The sequence below is a fragment of the Delftia sp. BGA-UO-ETr-SB1 genome, from assembly GCF_059567865.1.
This window is the reverse complement of record NZ_JCAQOW010000004.1, coordinates 1589609-1610524: the sequence shown is the minus strand read 5'-3', so window position 1 is coordinate 1610524 and position 20916 is coordinate 1589609. Positions and strand designations below refer to the sequence as shown.

At 65.8% G+C, this 20916-nt stretch carries 17 protein-coding genes; 12 read left to right on the top strand and 5 right to left on the bottom strand.

The window, feature by feature from the left end:
* The first annotated feature begins 107 nt into the window (after positions 1-107).
* Positions 108-1322 carry an HAF repeat-containing protein gene (locus tag AC57B5_RS07880; RefSeq protein WP_496399186.1) on the top strand — a complete coding sequence of 405 codons (1215 nt, stop codon included), beginning with the start codon at positions 108-110 and terminating at the stop codon, positions 1320-1322.
* 38 nt (positions 1323-1360) lie between these two features.
* Positions 1361-1558: a hypothetical protein gene (locus tag AC57B5_RS07875; RefSeq protein ID WP_133073094.1), complete on the top strand. Its 198-nt coding sequence runs from the start codon at positions 1361-1363 to the stop codon at positions 1556-1558.
* Between the two features lie 135 nt (positions 1559-1693).
* On the opposite strand, the gene AC57B5_RS07870 is transcribed toward AC57B5_RS07875, so the two are convergent.
* The gene (locus AC57B5_RS07870) at positions 1694-2596 is read right to left on the bottom strand and encodes a LysR family transcriptional regulator (RefSeq protein ID WP_496399185.1); all 903 of its coding nucleotides are present in this window, start codon (positions 2594-2596) and stop codon (positions 1694-1696) included.
* A 134-nt stretch (positions 2597-2730) separates the two neighbouring features.
* Between AC57B5_RS07870 and AC57B5_RS07865 the strand changes: the two genes are divergently transcribed.
* On the top strand, positions 2731-3714 hold the full coding sequence (locus AC57B5_RS07865; protein WP_496399184.1) for a tripartite tricarboxylate transporter substrate binding protein: 984 nt from the start codon (positions 2731-2733) through the stop codon (positions 3712-3714).
* A gap of 10 nt (positions 3715-3724) precedes the next feature.
* On the top strand, positions 3725-4903 hold the full coding sequence (locus tag AC57B5_RS07860) for a M20 aminoacylase family protein (protein ID WP_496399183.1): 1179 nt from the start codon (positions 3725-3727) through the stop codon (positions 4901-4903).
* 21 nt (positions 4904-4924) lie between these two features.
* Here the strand turns inward: AC57B5_RS07860 and AC57B5_RS07855 are convergent, their stop codons facing one another.
* Positions 4925-5524, bottom strand: coding sequence for an IMPACT family protein (locus tag AC57B5_RS07855; RefSeq protein ID WP_319073749.1), 600 nt, complete (start codon positions 5522-5524; stop codon positions 4925-4927).
* Positions 5525-5720: 196 nt separating this feature from the next.
* Between AC57B5_RS07855 and AC57B5_RS07850 the strand changes: the two genes are divergently transcribed.
* From AC57B5_RS07850 to AC57B5_RS07825, 6 genes are all read left to right on the top strand, one after another.
* Entirely contained in the window at positions 5721-5891 is a 171-nt protein-coding gene (locus AC57B5_RS07850) for a hypothetical protein (protein ID WP_012205835.1), read from the top strand.
* A gap of 224 nt (positions 5892-6115) precedes the next feature.
* Positions 6116-6982, top strand: a complete 867-nt coding sequence (locus AC57B5_RS07845) for a helix-turn-helix transcriptional regulator (RefSeq protein ID WP_496399182.1) — start codon at positions 6116-6118, stop codon at positions 6980-6982.
* A 101-nt stretch (positions 6983-7083) separates the two neighbouring features.
* Complete coding sequence (locus AC57B5_RS07840; RefSeq protein WP_496399181.1) at positions 7084-8820, top strand: FAD-dependent monooxygenase; 1737 nt, start codon at positions 7084-7086, stop codon at positions 8818-8820.
* Entirely contained in the window at positions 8817-9056 is a 240-nt protein-coding gene (locus tag AC57B5_RS07835; RefSeq protein WP_099733488.1) for a DUF2783 domain-containing protein, read from the top strand. Before AC57B5_RS07840 ends, AC57B5_RS07835 begins: the two co-directional genes overlap by 4 nt.
* A gap of 67 nt (positions 9057-9123) precedes the next feature.
* Complete coding sequence (locus AC57B5_RS07830; protein ID WP_043822934.1) at positions 9124-10116, top strand: AraC family transcriptional regulator; 993 nt, start codon at positions 9124-9126, stop codon at positions 10114-10116.
* Positions 10117-10191: 75 nt separating this feature from the next.
* Positions 10192-12687 (top strand): YgiQ family radical SAM protein, encoded by a 2496-nt coding sequence (locus AC57B5_RS07825; protein WP_192366751.1) that lies wholly within the window; start codon positions 10192-10194, stop codon positions 12685-12687.
* 13 nt (positions 12688-12700) lie between these two features.
* On the opposite strand, the gene AC57B5_RS07820 is transcribed toward AC57B5_RS07825, so the two are convergent.
* From AC57B5_RS07820 to AC57B5_RS07810, 3 genes are all read right to left on the bottom strand, one after another.
* A complete protein-coding gene (locus AC57B5_RS07820) occupies positions 12701-15163 on the bottom strand; it encodes an EAL domain-containing protein (protein ID WP_013802207.1) in 2463 nt (820 codons plus the stop codon).
* Positions 15164-15495: 332 nt separating this feature from the next.
* A complete protein-coding gene (locus AC57B5_RS07815) occupies positions 15496-16467 on the bottom strand; it encodes a CoA transferase (RefSeq protein ID WP_496399180.1) in 972 nt (323 codons plus the stop codon).
* A gap of 193 nt (positions 16468-16660) precedes the next feature.
* On the bottom strand, positions 16661-17857 hold the full coding sequence (locus AC57B5_RS07810; RefSeq protein ID WP_012205827.1) for an amino acid aminotransferase: 1197 nt from the start codon (positions 17855-17857) through the stop codon (positions 16661-16663).
* 128 nt (positions 17858-17985) lie between these two features.
* On the opposite strand from AC57B5_RS07810, the gene uvrB reads away from it, so the two are divergent.
* Both uvrB and iscR read left to right on the top strand, forming a co-directional pair.
* Entirely contained in the window at positions 17986-20073 is a 2088-nt protein-coding gene (gene uvrB / locus AC57B5_RS07805; RefSeq protein ID WP_043782068.1) for an excinuclease ABC subunit UvrB, read from the top strand.
* 225 nt (positions 20074-20298) lie between these two features.
* Positions 20299-20835, top strand: coding sequence for a Fe-S cluster assembly transcriptional regulator IscR (gene iscR / locus AC57B5_RS07800; protein ID WP_012205825.1), 537 nt, complete (start codon positions 20299-20301; stop codon positions 20833-20835).
* The last annotated feature ends 81 nt before the right edge of the window (positions 20836-20916 follow it).

The following is a 20916-nucleotide window of genomic DNA, read 5'->3' as shown; positions in this document are numbered from 1 at the left end:
CGGAAATAGCGTCTGCACCGGCGCGCATATGCCAAGCCCCATGCGGATTTCCTGTTCGGCGCCCTATTTCCATGAACGACTTCTTTGCTTTTTCAGGAGAACCCTTCATGCGCCTTCAGCCAAAGCATTTGAATTTTTCCGTTGCGTGCCTTGCGTTGCTGGCGCTGCCGGCCGCGCAGGCCCTGCCCATGCAGGACGTGGGCACGTCGGCAGGCCCGCAATGCGTGGGCCTGGACATCAACAACAGCGGCCACGTCGTGGGCTCCTGTGCAGAGAGCGACGGCTCGTCCGCAGGCTTCGTGTCGCTGGCGCCGGGCAGTGCGGCAGACCTTGTGCGCCTGTCGCCGGGGCGCAACTGCAACGCGGCGGCCATCACCAACAGCGGCCAGGTGGTGGGCAGCTGCCTGGACGGCAATTCGGTGTCCGTGGGCGTGTTCTGGAATGCGGCCACGCCGGCCACGGTGCAGACACTGCAGCCGCTGACGCTCGATGTGCGCAGCATGCCCACGGCATTCAACCAGGGCGGCTATGTGGCTGGCGTCAGCCTGAGCGGCAGCAACACGGCCCGCCCTGTTATGTGGCGCAACAATGAAACCACGGCACGCGCGCTGCCGGCGGGCCTGCTGGGCCTGAACAGCACCAACTGCATTCCGTCCGATGTGGACAATTTCGTGGTGGGCGGCAACATGCCGGGCATCGTGGGCAACTGTCCCGACAACAGCGGGCATCCGCGTCCTGTCTATTGGTCTGCCGCAGTCCTGGGCGGCTATATGGCCACGGCCCTGAACCTGCCTCTCAATGCCGTCTTCTGCCGCGCAAAGACCGTCGTCAATACCCGCATCATGGGCTACTGCGATTTTGGTGCCCAAGGTGGACGCACCGTCGTCTGGCTCAACTCGTCCTCCAGTCCGCAGGTGCTGTCCATATCGTCCCCGCCCGCGCGAAACAGCGGCGTCGATCTCAACATCCTCGGCGAGGTGATTGGGCACTACCAGTTGGCAGACGGGCGCAGCATGCCCTATTACTGGAACAGCCAGACCGGTGTCATCCGCGATATTCCTCCGCTGCCTGGCGGCATGAATGCACGTGTGGTGGATATCGGTGACAACGGAACGGTGGCGGGTCGCAGCGAGCTTGGCGATGGAAGTTCCCACGCTATCACTTGGACGCCGACGGGCGGCACGGTGGACCAGGGAACCCTCGCAGGCGGCGAGAACAGTGCGGCCTCGGCACTGAGCCAGGATGGCTGCTATATGACAGGCAAAAGCGAAGTCACGCAGCTTGCGACGCACGCTTTCATACAGAACCTGTGTGCGCCATGAAAGCCTGAAATCATTTCAAATCCAAAAAAGGTGATTTTATGAAAAAGCGATATGCAAGATTTACAGCGGCAGTGTCAGTTGCCATTGCGGCTTTTTGGTCATGTGGAGTCCAAGCAAATAGTATAGGGATGTGGTCATTGGAAAATCCAATTTACTCTTTTGGTGGATATTCTTCATTGGTTGGAATGGGTAAAGATGTCCAGCAAAAACTGATCGATGATCATTTTCTGTTTTGAGCACAACTGCCTTCGTTTCAAGCCGATTTCGCATATCCCTGGTGGCCGACCCAAGACCGCCGCTGAAGCGCTGCCTGTGGTCCTTGTCGGCCCTTGCAGAGGCCTCAGCCCGGCCGGGCAGGGCAGAGGCCTTGCCTATGCGACGGCTGGAGGGCCATCGCACATCAAATCGACCATCAGGCCTCGCAGGATTGCCAGCGTCGGCGCCTCGCTGCGCTGACGCAGCGTGACCAGTCCGAAGCGGGCGGTGCTGCGCATGGGCGGGTCCATGGGCAATTCGGCCAGGTCCGGGGCGACGGCGCGAACGGCCAGCAGCACGGTGTCGCTGTTGCGCGCAACGTCCACGAGGCTGGGCAGCTCCTCGCACTGCAGTGTGACGAACCGCGCCGGGTGGGCCATGGCGCCATAGGTCTCCACCAGCAGCCAGGCCACCTGGTCGCTCAGCGGGGTGGAGGCGACGGGGTAGCGCTGCACATCCTCGAAGCGCAGATCCCGCTGCAGGCGGGCCAGTGGATGGTCGGTGCGGCACATGAAGGCGGCGCGCATTTCGTGCACGACGTCCAGCGCAAGGTCGGGTGCGGGCCTCAGCGCGCGCAGGTCCACGACCAGGGCGTCGAGCAGGCGCTCGCGTAGCGAGTGCACCAGCAGATCGGTGCTGCCGCGCGCCACCTCGGTTCGCACGCCGGGATGGTGCACGGTCATGTGCTGCAGGAACGGCGTCATCAATATTGCGCCGGGGCCCGATCCCAGGCCCACACGCACGGTGCCGGCCGCACCCTCGCGCAATTGGCGCCCCCTGTCACGCAGCTCGTCGGCTTCAGCCACCAGGGCGCGCGCCCGTCCCAACATCTCGCGGCCGAAGGCTGTGAGTTCGCTGTGGCGGCCGATGCGGTCGAACAAGGGTATGCCCAGCTCCTGCTCCAGCGCGCGCACGCTGCGGCTGAGGGCCGGCTGTGTCAGATGCATGGCCTCGGCCGAGCGGCTGAAGGAGCCGGTCTGCGCCACCGATATGAGATGCCTGAGCTGCACCAGCGTCATGATTTTTCGCGCCCTGAAGTCTGCATGAAACTCATGCTAATGCAGCCAACAATGCATTGGACGTTCGATGACCCGGCTCCTAGGATGCCGCGTATCCGGCCGACCGAGCCGGAGCCATCCACCAAGGAGACATGATGAGATTTTTGTTCCAGCGCGTTTGGCTGACGGGCGCCGGCCTGCTGCTGAGCGCGGGCCTGGCCTGTGCGCAGAGCCCGTCCTCCAGGCCCGTGAGCCTGATGGTTCCCTATCCGGCCGGCGGCCCTTCGGATGCCATTGCCCGCATCTTCAGCGTGCCGCTGTCCAAGGCACTGGGCCAGCAGGTCATCGTGGAGAACCTGGGCGGCGTGAGCGGCGCCATGGCCGCGCAGAAGGTGCTGGCCGCTCCGCCTGACGGGCACTACGTCTTCCAGGGCTCGCCCAACGAGGTGATCCTGTCGCCCCTGGCCAATGCGGCCGTGCGGCTCAAGACGGAGGATTTCCGCCTGGTCCATCCCGTGGCCGAGGCCGTGATGGTGTTTGTCGCCCGCAAGGACCTGGAGGCCGGCAATGTGGACGAGCTGATCGCGCTGGCCCGCAAAAGCGCCAGCCGGCCGCTGTCGTACGGCAGCGTCGGGATTGGCTCGCTCTACCACCTGATTCTGGAGAAGGTGCAGCAGGACGCTGGCATACAACTCATGCATGCGCCCTACAAGGGCAACGCGCCGCTGCTGCAGGACATAGGCAGCGGGCAAGTCGATTTCGCTGTGCTCGTCTACAGCGCAGCCATGGGCGCGCTGGCCGAGCAGGGCCGGCTCAAGATCCTGGGCCAGCTGGGGGAGCAGCGATCGGAGTTGCTCAAGAATGTGCCCACGGTGCGTGAGGGCCGGGAGCTGAAAAACTTCGCCTACAAGACCTGGACCAGCTTTCTGGTGCGCAAGGACACGCCGCAGGAGGTGGTGCAAAGGCTGCACCAGGCGATAGGCGCCATGCTCAAGGACCCGGGTGTGCGCGAGCAATTGGCCCTGCAGACGCAGCTGGCCGCAGCGCCCATGTCGCTGGCCGAAGCCGCGCAGTTCTATGAGGCCGAGACCGCCCGCTACCGCAGCATTGCCCGCTCCATCCGCCTGCAACCCCAGTGAGACGCCGCACATGAACACCCTTCTGGACACTTTGCGCGGCTCGGCCGCAGCTTTCGTCGATGTGCGCCGCGACATCCACAGGCACCCCGAACTGGGTTTCGAGGAGCACCGCACCAGCGCCCTGGTCGCGCAGCAACTGGAGCAATGGGGATACCAGGTGGAGCGCGGCCTGGGCGGCACGGGCGTGGTGGGGCGGCTGGTGCGCGGCAGCGGCAGCCGGCGCCTGGGCCTGCGCGCCGACATGGACGCGCTGCCCATCGCCGAGACCAATGCCTTCGCCCACGCCAGCAAGCATGACGGCGTGATGCATGCCTGCGGCCATGACGGCCATACCGCCATGCTGCTGGCAGCGGCCCGGCATCTGGCCGAGCACGGCGGCTTCGACGGAACGCTCACGCTGATCTTCCAGCCTGCGGAGGAGGGCGGCGGCGGTGCCCTGCGCATGATGGAAGACGGGCTGTTCGAGCGCCACCCCTGCGACGCCATCTTTGCCATGCACAACATGCCGGGCATGCCCCAAGGGAGGCTGGCGCTGCGCGAGGGCGCAGCCATGGCGTCCTCCGACTACGCCACGCTCACTCTCACCGGCGTGGGAGGGCATGGCGCCATGCCGCACCGCACGGCCGATCCCATCGTGGCGGCCGCCAGCATCGTCATGGCCTTGCAGACCATCGTCTCGCGCAACATCGATCCGCTGCAGATGGCGGTGGTGACCGTGGGCGCCATCCATGCGGGCAAGGCCAACAACGTGATTGCCCACAGCGCTGTGCTGGAGTTGAGCGTGCGTGCGTTGGATGCCGATGTGCGCAGGCTGCTGGAGCAGCGCATTCGCGAACTGGTGAGTGCGCAGGCCGAGAGCTTCGGCGTGCAGGCGCAACTCGAGTGGCGACCCGGCTATGCGGTGCTGGTCAACACGCCCAAGGAGACGGACTTCGCGCGCCAGATCGCGCTGGAGCTGCTGGGTCCGGAACATGTCACGCTGCAGGCGCCACCCTTGCCGGGCAGCGAAGACTTTGCCTTCATGCTGCAGCGCGTGCCAGGCAGCTATCTGCTGATTGGCAATGGCGAGGGAAGCGAGCAAGGCGCCTGCATGGTGCACAACCCGGGCTATGACTTCAACGACGACAACATCGCCGTGGGCGCCGCCTATTGGGTGCTGCTGGCGCAGCGGTTTCTGGTGGCCGGTTGAACTGCTTGAGCCCGGCGCATCTCATTCGCCGTGGTGGACTTCCATCCAGCCCACGCGTCCTTGACCGCTCTCGTTGAGGCGGCTCACAAAGCCTTCAGCCTGCGACTGCGGCAGGCGCAGATCGAACTGCACCAGGGAGCCATGCTCGACCTGGAGCAGTTCGGCGCCTGCTGCATCGATCTCGCGGCGCACCAGGCCTTCCAGCGCATAGGGCACGGCGCAGCGCAGCGATTGCATGCGCTGCAGTGTCACTTTCTCGGCGGTCAGCAAGGCCTGGGCCACGGCATCGGTGTAGGCGCGCACCAGGCCACCTGCGCCCAGCTTGACGCCGCCGAAGTAGCGCACCACGGTGGCCAGCACGCCTTCCAGGTCCTGGTGGCGCAGCACGTCCAGCATGGGGCGGCCTGCCGTGCCGCTGGGCTCGCCATCATCGACGGCTGCCGACTGGCCGCCTGCCAGCAGCGCCCAGCAGACATGGGCGGCGCCGGGGTGCTCGCGCCATAGCGCATCGACCACCGCCTGGGCGCTGGCGCGGTCGGCCATCGGCTGCACGCAACCGATGAAGCGGCTTTTCTTGATGATGAGTTCGCTGTGCGCGGGCGCGCGGAGTGTCTGTGGCATGGAGGGCGGCAAGCTTACCCGATCGCCCCTGGCCCGGGGTTTGGCGCATGGATTCATTACGCCTTTATTACGAAGCGCTACACATTTGTGAGCATGCGTACCTTGTGTCATTTCAGCTTCAGAGGGTTGCATCCAGGTTTGTCCTACAGAAATCGTGAAAGATTCGCAGTAAGCTTTCTGTCAAGGAGGCGCAACCATGAACACCCCACCTTCCCGCGATCCCGTTCTCACCGAACACACCTTTGGCCGCGATCATTTCAGTCCCCCGCCCATGGCGCTGGAGCAAGCTGGTCAGGACCATGAAGCCGCTGGCGGCGGCATTCCTCTGGATCTGGACCAGCGCATCCGCAACGTCGGCGAATGGTGATGGCAGGTGCCGCCTGGCCAAGGGCCTGCAGCGGCATCAGTGCTGTCAGGTCCGGCTGGACCGTGCAGCGGCCCGCCGACAGGCGGTGACCCTCAAGCGAACAGGCCGCGAACCAGGCGCAGCAGGCTCTTGCCTCGCTGCGCTGGATTTATCATTCCAGTTTCCACATACCCACCCAGGCCGGCTGCGCGAAGCGCCGGCCTTTTTGCATTCCTGCAGGAACCATGAGCGCTGACACAGGGCGCAGCCATTGGCTGCTGGCGCCTGCCTCCGCCAGCGACGCCAGCCTGCCCGTGCCCCTGGGCGATGTGACGGCGTTGCTGGAGCAGGTGGGCCGCTCCAGCGCCAGCAGCGACGAGGTGGCCGGGCAGTTGCTGCATTTGCTGGGCCGGCACGTGCCGCTGGCGCAGTGCACCATCTTCTCGTTCCAGGGCCGATCGCGGCCGCGCATCGTGGGTTTTGGCGACCGGGCACGCACGGGGGCGCTGCCCATGATTTCGCAGGACTACAGCGAGCGCTTCTATCCGCTCGACGGCGCGCAGCGCGTGATGCAGGCGGAACTTGCGCGGCAGCAGCGCGACCCCCAGGCTCCCGCGCGCGTCTGGCTGCACCGCCAGCGCCCCTGCGATGTCAGCCATCCCGAGTACCGCCATGTCTGCTATGGGTTGCCGCGCCTGGTGGAGCGGCTCTCGCTGCTGACCCTGCAGCCTGGCGCGCGGTGGCTGGCAGTGAACCTGTACCGGGGCGAGGAGCACGGCTGCCTTGATGCGCAGTCCATCGCACGCATCGAAGCCTTTGCGCCCCTGGTCATGCAGGCCATGCGCCTGCACTATGCGGGCCAGGCGCTGCAGGACGATCTGGCGGGGCTGGTGCTGGCGCGCCTGGCCGGGCGCTTTGCCCATCTCACGCAGCGCGATCTGGACGTGGTGCGCTGCGTGATCGAGGGACTTGATGCCGAGCGGCTGGCGCAGCGCCTGGGCATCACCGTGTCCAGCGCGCGAACCTATCTCAAGCGGGTCTGCGCCAAACTGGGCGTGCAGGGGCAGCGTGAGCTGTTTGCCTTGTTGATGGCGCCCGAGTCGCTGTCCTGAGCCCCGGAGGCGGGCGCCGCAGTCTGTCCCCATCTGGGGACATCGCCATGGCCGGTGCTGCCTACACTGCGCCCTGAACAAGACGCACGACGGAGACCCCCATGCACCAGCCCCATGCCCAGCCCAGGCAGTCCATCTACTACCGCTACCAGGTGCATCGGCCCTGGCTGCCATCGGAGCATCCGGGGGTGCAGCGGCACCCCGTCGTCATCGTCGGAACGGGGCCGGTAGGCCTGACCACGGCACTGGAGCTGGCGCGCCACGGGCAGCGATGCGTGCTGCTGGAGTCCGAGCTGCAGGTATCCGAAGGCAGCCGCGCCATCGTCTTCACGCGCCGCTCCATGGAGATACTCCAGCAGGTGGGCGTGGCCGGGCGGGTCAGCGACAGCGGGCTGCCATGGCGCTTTGGCAACTCCTTCTACCGGGGCCAGCGCGTGTTTCGCATGGAAGCACCGCACAGCGAGGACGACCGCTTCTTCCCCATGACCAACCTGCAGCAGCAGTACCTGGAGGAGTACCTGGTCGATGCCGTGCTGGCCCATCCGCTGATCGAGTTGCGCTGGGGCAACCGCGTGGAGCGGGTGGAGCAGGCTGGCGAAGGCGCCGCTGCAAAAGCGCGGCTGCAGGTGGACACGCCCGAGGGGCCGTATGCGCTGGAATCCGACTGGCTGGTCGCAGCCGATGGCGCACGCTCGGGCATACGCACGGCCATGGGCCTGGTCATGGAAGGGGCGTCATACGAAGGCCGCTTCGTGATTGCCGACATCCGCATCGACCTGCCGCTGCCCACCGAGCGCCTGGCCTTCTTCGATCCGGTGTGGAACCCCGGCAACACCATCCTCATGCACCGCGAGCCGCACGGCATCTGGCGCGTGGACTACCAGTTGCCTGCGGGCGAAGATCCGCAGCAGGCACTGCAGCCCGAATCGCTCAAGGCGCGCATCGATGCGCAACTGGAGATGATCGGCTTTGGCGGCACCCCCTGGGAGATGGACTGGAGCTCGGTCTATTCGGCGCGCGCGCTGACCTTGCCGGACTACGTGCACGGCCGCGTGGTCTTCACGGGCGATGCGGCCCACCTGCTGCCCATCTTCGGGGTCCGCGGCGCCAACACCGGTTTCCAGGACGCCCAGGCCCTGGCCTGGCGCCTGGCCCTGGTGGCGCGCGGCGTGGCGCCGGCCCGCTTGCTGGACAGCTACAGCAGCGAGCGCGTGGGCGCGGCGCGCGAGATTGTCGAAGAGGCCGGCAAGAGCACGCGCTTCATGGCGCCGCCTTCGCGCGGCTTCCGGCTGCTGCGCGATGCCGTGCTGTCGCTGTCGCTCACCCAGGCCTTCGTGCGCCCGCTGTACCACTGGCGCACATCTCGCCCCCATGAGTACGCCCGCTCGCCCCTCAACAGCAGGGACGACGACAACCATTTGTTCAAGGGCGGTCCTGCCCATGGCGCGCCGCCGCAGAACGTGTGCCTGGCGCCGGACGACTATCTGCTGGACCACCTGGGCGGCGGATTCGACCTGCTGTATTTCACCGATGGCTCGGCCGTGCCGCCCGCGTTGAGCGAGGTTGCCCGCGTGGTGCGCGGCCGCGGCGTGGGCCTGCGCATCGTGGCCATCTCCAGCCAGGCGCAGCCGCAGCCAGTTCAGGGCGCTGACCTGACCCTTTCCGATAGTCAGGGCCGCTGCCGCGAACGCCATGGCGTGCCCGCTGATCCACCTTCTGGCGCCGCCTACCTGCTGCGGCCCGACCAGCACGTCTGCGCACGCTGGCTGGCGCTGGATGCGCGGCGCCTGCAATCCGCACTCGACAACGCCACCTGCACGCAAGGAGCCCAGGCATGAGCCCAGCACACACATCGCCAGACACGCTTGAATCGCCCGGCACCCTGGATATCGCCGGTCTGGAGGCCGTCTACGACCAACTGGCCACGGCCATTGACGCGGCAGGCCCGCAGCAGTCCGAGCTGTTTCTGGTCAAGCTGGCACTGCTGGCTGCCGAGCGGCTGGGCAGCGCCCGGCAGTTCTCCGAGCTGGTGCAGGCGGCGCAGCAGGATCTTCAGCCTAGGGTAAACAGCTAGCCCTGCCGGGTGGTTGCGAGGCCGGCGCTGGCTAACATCGGCCCGGAATCAAGGATGCCACGACCCCATGGATGTGCTGAGCGAAGTTCTCGATATTTGCCGGTCAGAGCGCGCCGTGACGGCGCGTTTTGCGCTGACCGCGCCGTGGAGCCTGAAGTCCACGGGCGTCACGGGCGCCATGATCCGCATGGCGCGCGGCGCGCCCTACTGGATACAGGTGGAGGGCATGCAGCCGCTGCGGGTCGAGCCGGGCGACCTGGTCATGCTGCCCATGGGTGCGGCACATGTGGTGGCCTCGGACCTGGGCATGGCCTGCGAGCTGTTCTCGCGGCTGATCTCCCGACATGCCGAAGGCCCGCAGGACGAGAATCCGCTGGTCTTCAGCCATGGCGGCGGGGGCGAGGCGACCGACATGTTTTCGGCCCTGCTGTGGTTTTCAGCCTATTGCCGGCATTCGGTGTTCCGCATCCTGCCGCCGCTCATCCACATACGTGCAAGCGATCTGCCACTGGCCGATTGCCTGGCCGCCACCATGCAGTCGCTCACGCTGGAGACGCTGGCGCGGCGCCCGGGCTGGCGCCTGTCGGCCGCGCGCATGGGCGAGCTTTTGCTGGTCAACATCCTGCGCGAGCACCTGGCGCGCGAGGCCGCCGTGGGTGAAGGCTGGCTGCGGGGCCTGGGCGATGCCTGCATTGCCCGCGCCATCGTCTGCATGCACCGGGAGCCGCAGCGCAGCTGGAGCGTGGAGACGCTGGCGGCCGAGGCCGGCATGTCGCGCACCCGCTTCAGCATGCGTTTCAAGCAGCTGGTGGGCGCCACGCCCATCGGCTACCTGACGGCGCACCGCATGGCGCTGGCCGCCCAGCAGATGGAAGCCGGCGGGCTGTCATCGGCCCGCATCGCAGAGAACGCGGGCTACGACTCTCCCAAGGTGTTTGCGCGGGCCTTCCGCCGCTGGTCCGGGCACACGCCCAAGGCCTATCTGGCGCAGGAGGCCGCAAAGAGGTCGGGCTGGCAGCAGCAGGAAGGCCGTATCAGGGGGCTGGAGCAAGACCCTTAGCCAGCAGGGTTGAGTGCCGAAACGTACACTGGCCGGTTCCTTCCGCACAGGCTCCCAGAAGCCGAACCGCCCATCATGAACGCCCCCGTTGACGTTTCCTTTTTCCATCGCGCTGCCAAGCCGCTGACCAGCTACCGACCGTACTGGGCCAAGCGCTTCGGCACGGCCCCGTTCCTGCCGATGAGCCGGGCCGAGATGGACCAGCTTGGCTGGGACAGCTGCGACGTGATCCTGGTGACGGGCGATGCCTATGTGGATCACCCCAGCTTCGGCATGTCGGTGATCGGCCGGGTGCTGGAGGCGCAGGGCTTTCGCGTGGGCATCATCGCCCAGCCTGACTGGCAAAGCGCCGAGGCCTTCAAGGCCCTGGGCCGTCCCAACCTGTTCTGGGGCGTGACGGCGGGCAACATGGATTCGATGATCAACCGCTACACGGCCGATCGCAAGATCCGCTCCGACGATGCCTACACGCCGGGCGACGTGGGCGGCAAGCGCCCTGATCGCGCGGCCATTGTGTACAGCCAGCGCTGCCGTGAGGCATACAAGGACGTGCCCATCGTGCTCGGCGGCATCGAGGGCAGCCTGCGCCGCATCGCCCACTACGACTACTGGAGCGACAAGGTGCGCCGCTCCATCGTGGTGGACAGCAAGTGCGACATCCTGCTGTACGGCAACGCCGAACGCGCCCTGGTCGAGGTGGCCCACCGCCTGGCCGCGCGCGAGCCCGTGGAGAGCATTACCGATGTGCGCGGCACGGCCTTCTTCCGCCGCGAGTCGGAAGCGGGCTGGTTCGAGCTGGATTCCTCCGTGGTGGACGAGCCTGGCGTGGTCGAGCCCCACATCAACCCCTACATGACCACCAGCGAGCAGGCCGAGGCCCAGGGCCAGACCTGCTCCAAGGAAGAGGGTGATGCCGCCGCGAAGCCGGACGGTGCCTCGGTCGCCGCCGTTCAGACCATCCAGTTCGTGCCCAACCCGTCGCTGCGCGGCAAGGGCAAGCAGCCGCCGCGCGACAAGACCGTGCTGCGCCTGCCCAGCTACGAGCAGGTCAAGGCCGACCCCATCCTCTACGCCCATGCCAACCGCGTGCTGCACCTGGAAACCAACCCCGGCAATGCCCGCGCCCTGGTCCAGGCCCACGGCGAGGGCGTGACCGCACGTGATGTGTGGCTGAACCCGCCCCCCATTCCGCTGACCACGGCCGAGATGGACTGGGTCTTCGGCCTGCACTATGCGCGCAGCCCCCATCCCAGCTATGCCGACGCCAGCGGCAGCCATGAAGGCGAGACCAAGATCCCGGCCTGGGAGATGATCCGCACCTCGGTCAACATCATGCGTGGCTGCTTTGGCGGCTGCACCTTCTGCTCCATCACCGAGCATGAGGGCCGCATCATCCAGAGCCGTTCCGAGGAGTCCATCATCCAGGAGGTCGAGGACATCCGCGACAAGGTCAAGGGCTTCACCGGCACCATCTCCGACCTGGGCGGCCCCACGGCCAACATGTACCGCCTGGGCTGCAAGAGCCCCGAGATCGAGGCCGCCTGCCGCAAGCCCAGCTGCGTGTTCCCCGGCATCTGCCAGAACCTGCACACCGACCACGCCCCGCTGGTCAAGATCTACCGCCGCGCGCGCAATCTGCCGGGCATCAAGAAGATCCTGATCGGCTCGGGCCTGCGCTACGACCTGGCCGTGAAGTCGCCCGAGTACGTCAAGGAGCTGGTGCAGCACCATGTGGGCGGCTACCTGAAGATTGCGCCCGAGCACACCGAGTCCGGGCCGCTGACCAAGATGATGAAGCCCGGCATCGGCAGCTATGACCGCTTCAAGCAGATGTTCGAGCAGTTCAGCGAGGAAGCGGGCAAGAAGCAGTACCTGATTCCGTACTTCATCGCGGCCCACCCGGGCACCAGCGACGAGGACATGATGAACCTCGCCATCTGGCTGAAGAAGAACGGATTCCGCGCCGACCAGGTGCAGACCTTCTATCCCAGCCCCATGGCCACGGCCACGGCCATGTACCACTCTGGCCGCAACACGCTGACCAAGGTGCGCCGCGAGATGCGCGACGTGAACGAGGAGTCGGTGGACATCGTGCGCGGTGAAAAGCGCCGGCGCCTGCACAAGGCGTTTCTGCGCTACCACGACCCGAACAACTGGCCGCTGCTGCGCGAGGCCTTGAAGGCCATGGGCCGTGCCGACCTCATCGGCAACGGCAAGCAGCACCTGATCCCCACCTTCCAGCCCCTGGTCGATGGCGGCTACCAGAGCGCGCGCCGCAAGAACAGCACGCAGGGCACGGGTGTGGCCGCACGTGCCGTGGTGTCCCAGCAAGGCAAGGCCTACGCCCTCAACAAGGCCGGCGGCAAGAATGCCGGGCCGGGCAAGGTGCTGGCAGAGTCGCGCGAGCCTGCGGGCGATGTGCGTTTCCGTTCCAGCCAGCCCCAGCCGGGCCGCATGCTGACCCAGCACACGGGCCTGCCGCCGCGCCCCGGTGTGGGCGGTCCTGCCCGTTCTGCGGGCGCTGCCGGTTCAGGCCGCAAGGCGGCGCCGGGCGGTCGCAAGCCGCGCTGACGCGTCTTTGCCTCTAGCTGGCGGCCGGCGCCAGCGTGCCCTGCCATTCGCGGCGGGCAGCCTGGGCGCCGCTTTCAAAGTAATGCGTGTCCAGCGGCACGGGCCGTGCCAGGGCAAAGCCCTGTGCATAGTCCACGCCCACGGCCTGAAGGGCCTGGGCGATCTCGCGGGTTTCCACATACTCGGCCACGGTGCGCTTGCCCAGAATGTGGCCTATGCGGTTGATCATCTCCACCATGGCGTGGTTGCTGGGGTCCTGGAGCATGTCGCGCACAAAGCCGCCGTCGATCTTCAGATAGTCCACGGGCAGTTGCTTCAGATAGGTCAGCGAGGACATGCCCACGCCAAAGTCGTCCAGCGCAAAGCGGCAGCCCAGGGTGCGCAGGGCCTGGATCAGCCGGGTGGCACTGGACAGGCTGGCGATGGCGCTGGTCTCCGTGATCTCGAAGCACAGCAGCTGCGGCGCAATGCCATGCGTGCTCAGCTGTTTCTGCACGAAGTCCAGCAGCCCGTCGTCATCCAGGCTGGGGCCTGACAGGTTGATGGCGCAGGTGTCGATGTGGCGCAGTGCGGCCGGATGCTGGGCCAGCGTGGCCAGCGTTCTGGCGATCACCCAGCGGTCCACCGTGGGCATGATGCCGTAGCGCTCGGCCGCGGGAATGAAGGTGGCCGGCGAGATGATCTGGCCCTGCTCGTCGCGCAGCCGCAGCAGCACCTCGAAATGCAGGCCCCGCTGGCCGTCGGGCTGCAGCGGTGCAATGCTTTGGGCGTACAGGCAAAAGCGCTCCTGCTCCAGCGCCATGCGTATGCGTGTCACCCATTCCATCTCGCTGACGTGGCGGGTGTACTCGCCATCGTCGCTGCGGTAGACGTAGATGCGGTTGCGGCCGCGCTCCTTGGCGCGGTAGCAGGCCATGTCGGCCATGCGCAGCAGGTCCTGGGCCGACTGGACCTCGCCGCCGATGTGCACCAGGCCGATGCTCAGCCCCGTGCGCAGCACCTGCTTGCCCCAGTGCACGTGCAGGGCCTCGGTGGCCTGGCGCAGCTTCTCGGCAATGCGCAGGGCGGGCTCGGGCGGGCAGTTCTCCAGAAGAACGCCGAATTCATCTCCGCCCAGCCGCGCGAGGGTGTCGGTCTCGCGCAGGTTGTGCAGCAGCAGGCGGCTGACCTCGCACAGCATCTCGTCGCCCGCCGGGTGGCCACAGGTCTCGTTGATGAGCTTGAACTGGTCCAGGTCCATGTACAGCACGGCCGAGGGCCGCAGCCTGTGCTGGCCCTGGTTGAGCAGGCGCTGCAGGCGGCGCTCGAACTCGACGCGGTTCTCCAGCCCGGTCAGCCCGTCGTGGCTGGCATGCCAAGACAGTTGGTCCAGATACTGCTGCTCGCGCGAGACATCCCTGAGCACGATCACCGCACCGGCCGGGCGCTCCCCGCCGCCGCTGATGGCCGACCCCATGAGCTTGACCGGCACGATGCTGCGGTCATGGCGCCGCAGCCAGCGCGTATGCTCCTCGCGCAGTTGCTGGCCCGACAGCAAATGGGCCAGCAGGCTTTCCGCGGTCTGGGTGGTGTCAATGCTGTTGAAATGCAGGCCCTTGGCCAGGTGCTGGCCCTTGAGCTGCTGCTCGCTGCTGCCCAGCAGGCCCAGCGCGGCGGGGTTGGCATAGTCCACCACGCCCTGGGCGTCCGTGGTGATCACGGCGTCGCCCAGCGAGGCCAGCGTGGTCTGGGCCCTTTCCTTTTCCGTCAGCAGGTCGTTTTGCACCTGCTGGCGCTGCTGCAGCATGCGCCGCGTATGCCAGAGCGCCACCAGGATCAGCGCCACACCCAGCACCAGATGGATGCCCTGCAGCCACATCACCATCTGCCGTGAACTGCGGCCCAGCGAGGCGCTGAACTGCTGGGTGGCCGGTGTGACGCCGGCGTTGATCTGCTCGATCTCGCGTTTCCAGGTGATTGCGTCCTCGGCGCTGACGCTGCCAACTGCGTGGCGCTGCTCTATCTCCTGGGCCAGCCTGTCGAGCTGCTGCAGATACTGATCGCCTTGTTTCCAGTAGCGATAAGGCTCTTCCAGAAGCTCGACATGGCGGAAGGTCTGCATGAGCCAGATCAGCGCCTCGGCATCGTCAGGGTGGTTGCCTCCCAGAAGAATGCCGGCACGCGCATCCTTGACCCTGGCTGGCACATCGTCCAGCGCCATGCGCGCCTGCCAGTCGCCCGCGGGAATGGCCATGGCCTGCTCGAAGCGCGCCATGTCGCGCGCCGAGCCGCTGTCCACATAGCGGCTCAGGGCGTAGATGGCGTCCTTCTGTGCCTTGGACCACAGGCTTTCCCCGGCCACGAAGGCGCGCACAGCAGACACAAGGTAGAGACTGCCGCTGGCCATGACCACCAGCACCACGACCACCAGCACTAGGGGCCAGATGCGCTGCACCAGCTGCAGTACCGGCACATGGGCTGGGGGCTGGCTTTGCATGGGTGGAGCAGGGGAGGGTTGGCCGTGTGGGCGGCTCAGGCGCTGGCGCCAATGCGCCGCAGAACTGGCGCCAAATGGCTGGGTGGCTGACGCGTCCCGGATATCCAGGCGGTTGATGGATGTTCTCGAACCATGGGGCTGCCTCCAGATAAGCCGATTATGGGTGTTTCCAGATGTGTTCGGGTTGTCCGGTTGTATGCGCAACTCCGATTTAAGAGGAGCGGGCTATTACGGTAAAGAGGGTCATTGGCCGCAGCATGCCCGCATACTGCGGCCAGCCATGACCTGCGCGGCTTGTAGGTTGCGGACAGGTGGTGCTTTTAGGTGTCCGCCTACAAGCGAGGCCGTGCCTGGGGTTGGCCGGGAAGAGGATGCAGGGGCAGATCGTGCTGCTCGGCCAGGTCTGCCAGCTCGGCGCAGGACAAGGGGGCCAGGAAGGCTTGCAGGGCTGCGTGCATGGCGGGGCTGCGCATGCTGGCGATGCTGCCATCGCCATTCACCGACGCCACGGCGCACAGGCGGGCCGCGAAATGCGGCTCCAGGGCCGCCACGGCCACCGATCCATCGGCGCAGGCGTAGACGCGATAGCCTGCGTGCGCACCGCCCACATCGCCATCGGGCCGGGTCAGGCCCCAATGCCAGGGTAAAGCCAGCCACTGCGCGGCCTGGGCCAGGCCTGTTTCCTGGAGACTGCCGTGGCCGCTGCGCTGGCGCAGCAGCCACGCCTTGAGCACGGCTTCGCTGGCCATCAGCGCACCGGCCATGTCGGCAAACAGGCTGGGTGGCATGGCGCCGCCCTGTACCAGCCCCGCCTCGGCCTGGTAGGTCAGGTCATGGCCCGGCACATCGGCCAGGGCTCCCGCGCTGCCGACGATGCGCACCAGCGACAGCCGCGGATGGCGCTGCTGCAGCGACGCCCAGTCCAGCCCCAGCTTGGCCAGTGCGGCGGGGCGGAACGAGGTGAGCAGGATGTCGGCCGCATCCAGCGCATCGTGCAGCGCCGCCTGTCCTTCCTCGCTCTTGAGCTGTGCCTGCCAGACCGCAACGCCCTGGTGCATATCGGCATAGGCTTGCGGGCTGTAGTGCGCCATCGGATCCGCGCCGGCCGCAGCGGGCTGTGCAGACGGAGGCTCCAGCTTGCTGCACTGCGCGCCCATGGCGGCACAGCGCATAAGGGCGGCGGGGCCGGGCAGATTCAGGGCCAGACTCAGGATGCGCACGCCCGACAAAGGCAGCCCGTTGGTGGGGGAAGAGGAGAGGGGCGCTTGTAGCGCAATGGGTTCAGGAGGCGCGTGATCGGGCATGGGAATGGAGCGTCTCGTTGTGCATTCGGTGTTTCAACTGCACGCATGATCGCACCCATGCCTCCCAGGGCCTGGCGCATACCGGACGGTGAGGGTGCAAAAGCCGCCCGGAAAAAGAAAATGCCGCCAGGGCAATGCACCGTTGGCGGCATGTCTGCAAACCCGGCGCATGGCCGGGCAGCCGGGGTGGGGGTCAGACCACCTTGGCGATCGACTGGCAGACGTAGTCGATGTTCTTGCTGTTGAGCGCGGCCACGCACATGCGGCCCGTATCCGTGCCGTAGACGCCGAACTCGGTGCGCAGGCGCACCATCTGGTCCTTGCTCAGGCCGGAGTAGCTGAACATGCCGATCTGGGTGGTGATGAAGCCCATGTCCTGCTGGACACCGGCAGCCTTCAGGCCGTCAACCAGCTTCTGGCGCATGGCCTTGATGCGCACGCGCATCTCGCCCAGTTCCTTTTCCCACAGTGCGCGCAGCTCGGGGTTGTTCAGCACGGCGGCCACCACGGCGCCACCATGGGTGGGCGGGTTGGAGTAGTTGGTGCGGATGACGATCTTGAGCTGGCTCAGCACGCGGGCCGCTTCTTCCTTGTCGTTGGCCACCACCGACAGCGCGCCCACGCGCTCGCCGTACAGGCTGAAGCTCTTGGAGAACGAGGTCGAGACGAAGATGTTCAGGCCGGCGGCCACGAACTTGCCGATCACGGCGCCGTCTTCGGCAATGCCGTGGCCAAAGCCCTGGTAGGCCATGTCGAGGAAGGCCACCAGACCCTTGGCCTTGACGGCGGCGATCACCTGGTCCCACTGCTCGGCCGTGATGTCATAGCCAGTCGGGTTGTGGCAGCAGGCGTGCAGCACCACGATGGTGCCGGCGGCCGCTGCGTTCAGGTCGGCCAGCATGCCTTCGAAGTTCACCTTGCGGTTGACCGCGTCGTAGTAGGCATAGGTGCCCACTTCGAAGCCTGCATTGGTGAAGATGGCCTTGTGGTTTTCCCAGCTCGGGTCGGAGATCAGCACCTTGGCGGCGGGGCTGATCTTCTTGAGGAAGTCGGCGCCGATCTTCAGGCCGCCGGTGCCGCCGATGGCCTGCACCGTGGACACGCGGCCGGACTTGACGACGTCGGACTCGGCGCCGAACACCAGGCCCTTGACTGCGGCATCATAGGCAGCGATGCCGTCGATGGGCAGGTAGCCGCGGGCCGTGGGCTTGTCCATCATCGCCTTCTCGGCGGCCTGCACGCATTCGAGCAGGGGCAACTTGCCGTTGTCGTCGAAGTACACGCCCACGCCCAGATTCACCTTGCTGGGGTTGGTGTCGGCAGCGAACTGCTCGTTCAGACCCAGGATGGGGTCGCGGGGGGCCATTTCGACGGCGGTAAACAGAGACATGAAGCGTCCTTGGGATGTCTTGGGAGGTGGAAAAAACGCGGCTAGCCCCAAGCTACGGTAGGCTTTCGGGTTAACCCATGAATTCTAGCGATCTCGCCGGCCGATACTCACTTTTGCGAACCCACGTCATGCACGAAGTCTCTGATTCCTCTCCAGCACCTGAGGCCTCCGGCCAGTTCGTGCATTTCGCGGACTCCCCCTTCGAGCTGTTCCAGCCCTATCCGCCGGCCGGCGATCAGCCCGCCGCCATTGAAAAGCTGGTCGAAGGCATCCAGGACGGCGAATCCTTCCAGACCCTGCTGGGCGTGACGGGCTCGGGCAAGACCTTCACCATGGCCAACGTGATTGCCCGCCTGGGCCGCCCGGCCATTGTCTTCGCGCCCAACAAGACGCTGGCAGCGCAGCTGTACAGCGAATTCCGCGAGTTCTTTCCCAAGAACTCCGTCGAATACTTCGTCAGCTACTACGACTACTACCAGCCCGAGGCCTATGTGCCACAGCGCGACCTGTTCATCGAAAAGGACAGCGCCATTAACGAGCACATCGAGCAGATGCGGCTGTCGTGCACCAAAAGCCTGATGGAGCGGCGCGACGTGGTCATCGTCGCCACGGTCTCGGCCATCTACGGCATCGGCGAGCCCGAAAGCTACCACCGCATGATCATGACGCTGCGCACCGGCGACCGCATCAACCAGCGCGACGTCATCGCGCAACTGATCCGCATGCAGTACCAGCGCAACGACCAGGACTTCAGCCGGGGCAAGTTCCGCGTGCGCGGCGACACCATCGACGTCTTCCCTGCCGAGCATTCCGAGCTGGCCATCCGCATCGAACTCTTCGATGACGAGGTCGAAAGCCTGCAATTGTTCGACCCGCTGACGGGCCGCGTGCGCCAGAGCATTCCGCGCTTCACCGTCTACCCCAGCAGCCACTACGTCACGCCGCGCGACAAGGTCCTGGCCGCCGTGGAAACCATCAAGCTGGAACTGGCCGAGCGGCTCAAGCAACTGGTGGGAGACGGCAAGCTGGTCGAGGCCCAGCGCCTGGAGCAGCGCACACGCTTCGATCTGGAGATGCTCACCGAGGTCGGCCACTGCAAGGGCATCGAGAACTACACCCGCCACCTCTCAGGCGCCGCACCCGGCGAGCCGCCCAGCACCCTGACCGACTACCTGCCCGGCGACGCCCTCATGTTCCTGGACGAGAGTCACCAGATGATCGGCCAGCTCAACGCCATGTACAGCGGCGACCGCTCGCGCAAGACCACGCTGGTGGAATATGGCTTTCGGTTGCCTTCGGCGCTGGACAACCGGCCGCTCAAATTCGAGGAATTCGAGCAGCGCATGCGCCAGGTCATCTTTGTCTCCGCCACGCCGGCAGACTACGAAAAGACCCACTCGGGCCAGGTCGTGGACCAGGTCGTTCGCCCCACAGGCCTCATCGATCCTGAAATCGAAGTACGCCCGGCCACCAATCAGGTGGACGACGTGCTGCAGGAAATCCGCCTGCGCGTCGAACGCACGGAGCGCGTTCTCATCACCACGCTGACCAAGCGCATGGCCGAGCAACTCACCGACTACCTGAGTGAAAACGGCGTCAAGGTGCGCTATCTGCACTCCGACGTGGAAACGGTGGAGCGCGTGGAGATCATTCGTGACCTGCGCCTGGGTGTCTTCGACGTGCTCGTGGGCATCAACCTGCTGCGCGAGGGGCTGGACATCCCCGAAGTCTCGCTGGTCGCCATCCTCGATGCCGACAAGGAAGGCTTTCTTCGCGCCGAACGCAGTCTCATCCAGACCATCGGCCGCGCCGCGCGCAACCTGCATGGCAAGGCCATCCTCTATGCAGACCGTGTCACGGAGTCCATGAAGAAGGCCATTGGCGAGACCGAGCGCCGCCGTGCCAAGCAAATAAGCTTCAACGAGGAAAACGGAATCGAACCCAAGCAGATTGTCAAGCGGGTGAAAGACCTGATTGATGGTGTCTACAGCGAAAAAAGTGGCAAGGAAGCGGAACGCCTGCAGGCCAATCAGCTCGAAAGAGCGCGTGTCGAGGACATGTCCGAAAAAGATGTGGCCAAGGAAATCAAGCGTCTGGAGAAGCAGATGCTCGAACATGCGCGCAGCCTGGAGTTCGAACAGGCCGCGCGGGTACGCGATCAGCTGGCGCTGCTCAAGGAGCAACTGTTCGGGGGCTCATCCGTGCAGGTTTCCTGAGGCGGCGCCTGGTCTGAAGCCCGTTAGCTCCTGTTACCCGACAAAATTGATGGGGAATGTGGTACACTAAGGGTCAACACTCAACAACAACAAAAACTTCGATGAAAAGAAGGGCTCTGAACCTTTTGAACAGGACGGAGTAAGGGCGGAGACTGTGCCCAACTCCAGTCAAATCGCTGGAGCGGGTGTTTCTGTAACGTACAAGCCTGACTGAAGGAGCTCGTAATGCGTCTCACCACCAAAGGCCGTTTTGCGGTCACTGCCATGATCGATCTGGCCCTGCGCCAGAACAATGGCCCTGTCACGCTGGCAGCCATCAGCCAGCGGCAACAGATTTCCCTGTCGTATCTGGAACAGCTGTTCGGCAAGCTGCGCCGCCATGAACTCGTCGAGTCCACCCGTGGACCCGGCGGCGGCTACACACTCGCCCGCAAGGCTGGCGACATCACCGTGGCCGACATCATCGTCTCCGTGGACGAACCCATTGACGCTACCCAGTGTGGCGGCAAGGAAAATTGCCTGGGCGAAGCCGGCCGCTGCATGACGCATGAGCTGTGGGCCGCACTGAACCAGCGCATGGTCGAGTTCCTCGATTCCGTGACGCTGCAAAAGCTTGTGGACGAACAACTGGCCAAGGGCATCCAGATCGAGGACAAGCCCGTGGTGCGTCGCGCGATTTCCACGGCTCCCGTGGTCAAGCCCATCCGTGTGAATGCCCCGAACTCGGTATTCGCGCTGGGCAACGCCTTCGCCAAGTCCTGATCGACTTTTGACACCCTGAGGGCAGGGCACCGCCGCGCATGGCTGTGTGGCGCGGTGTTGTCCGCCTGGATGGATTCACCG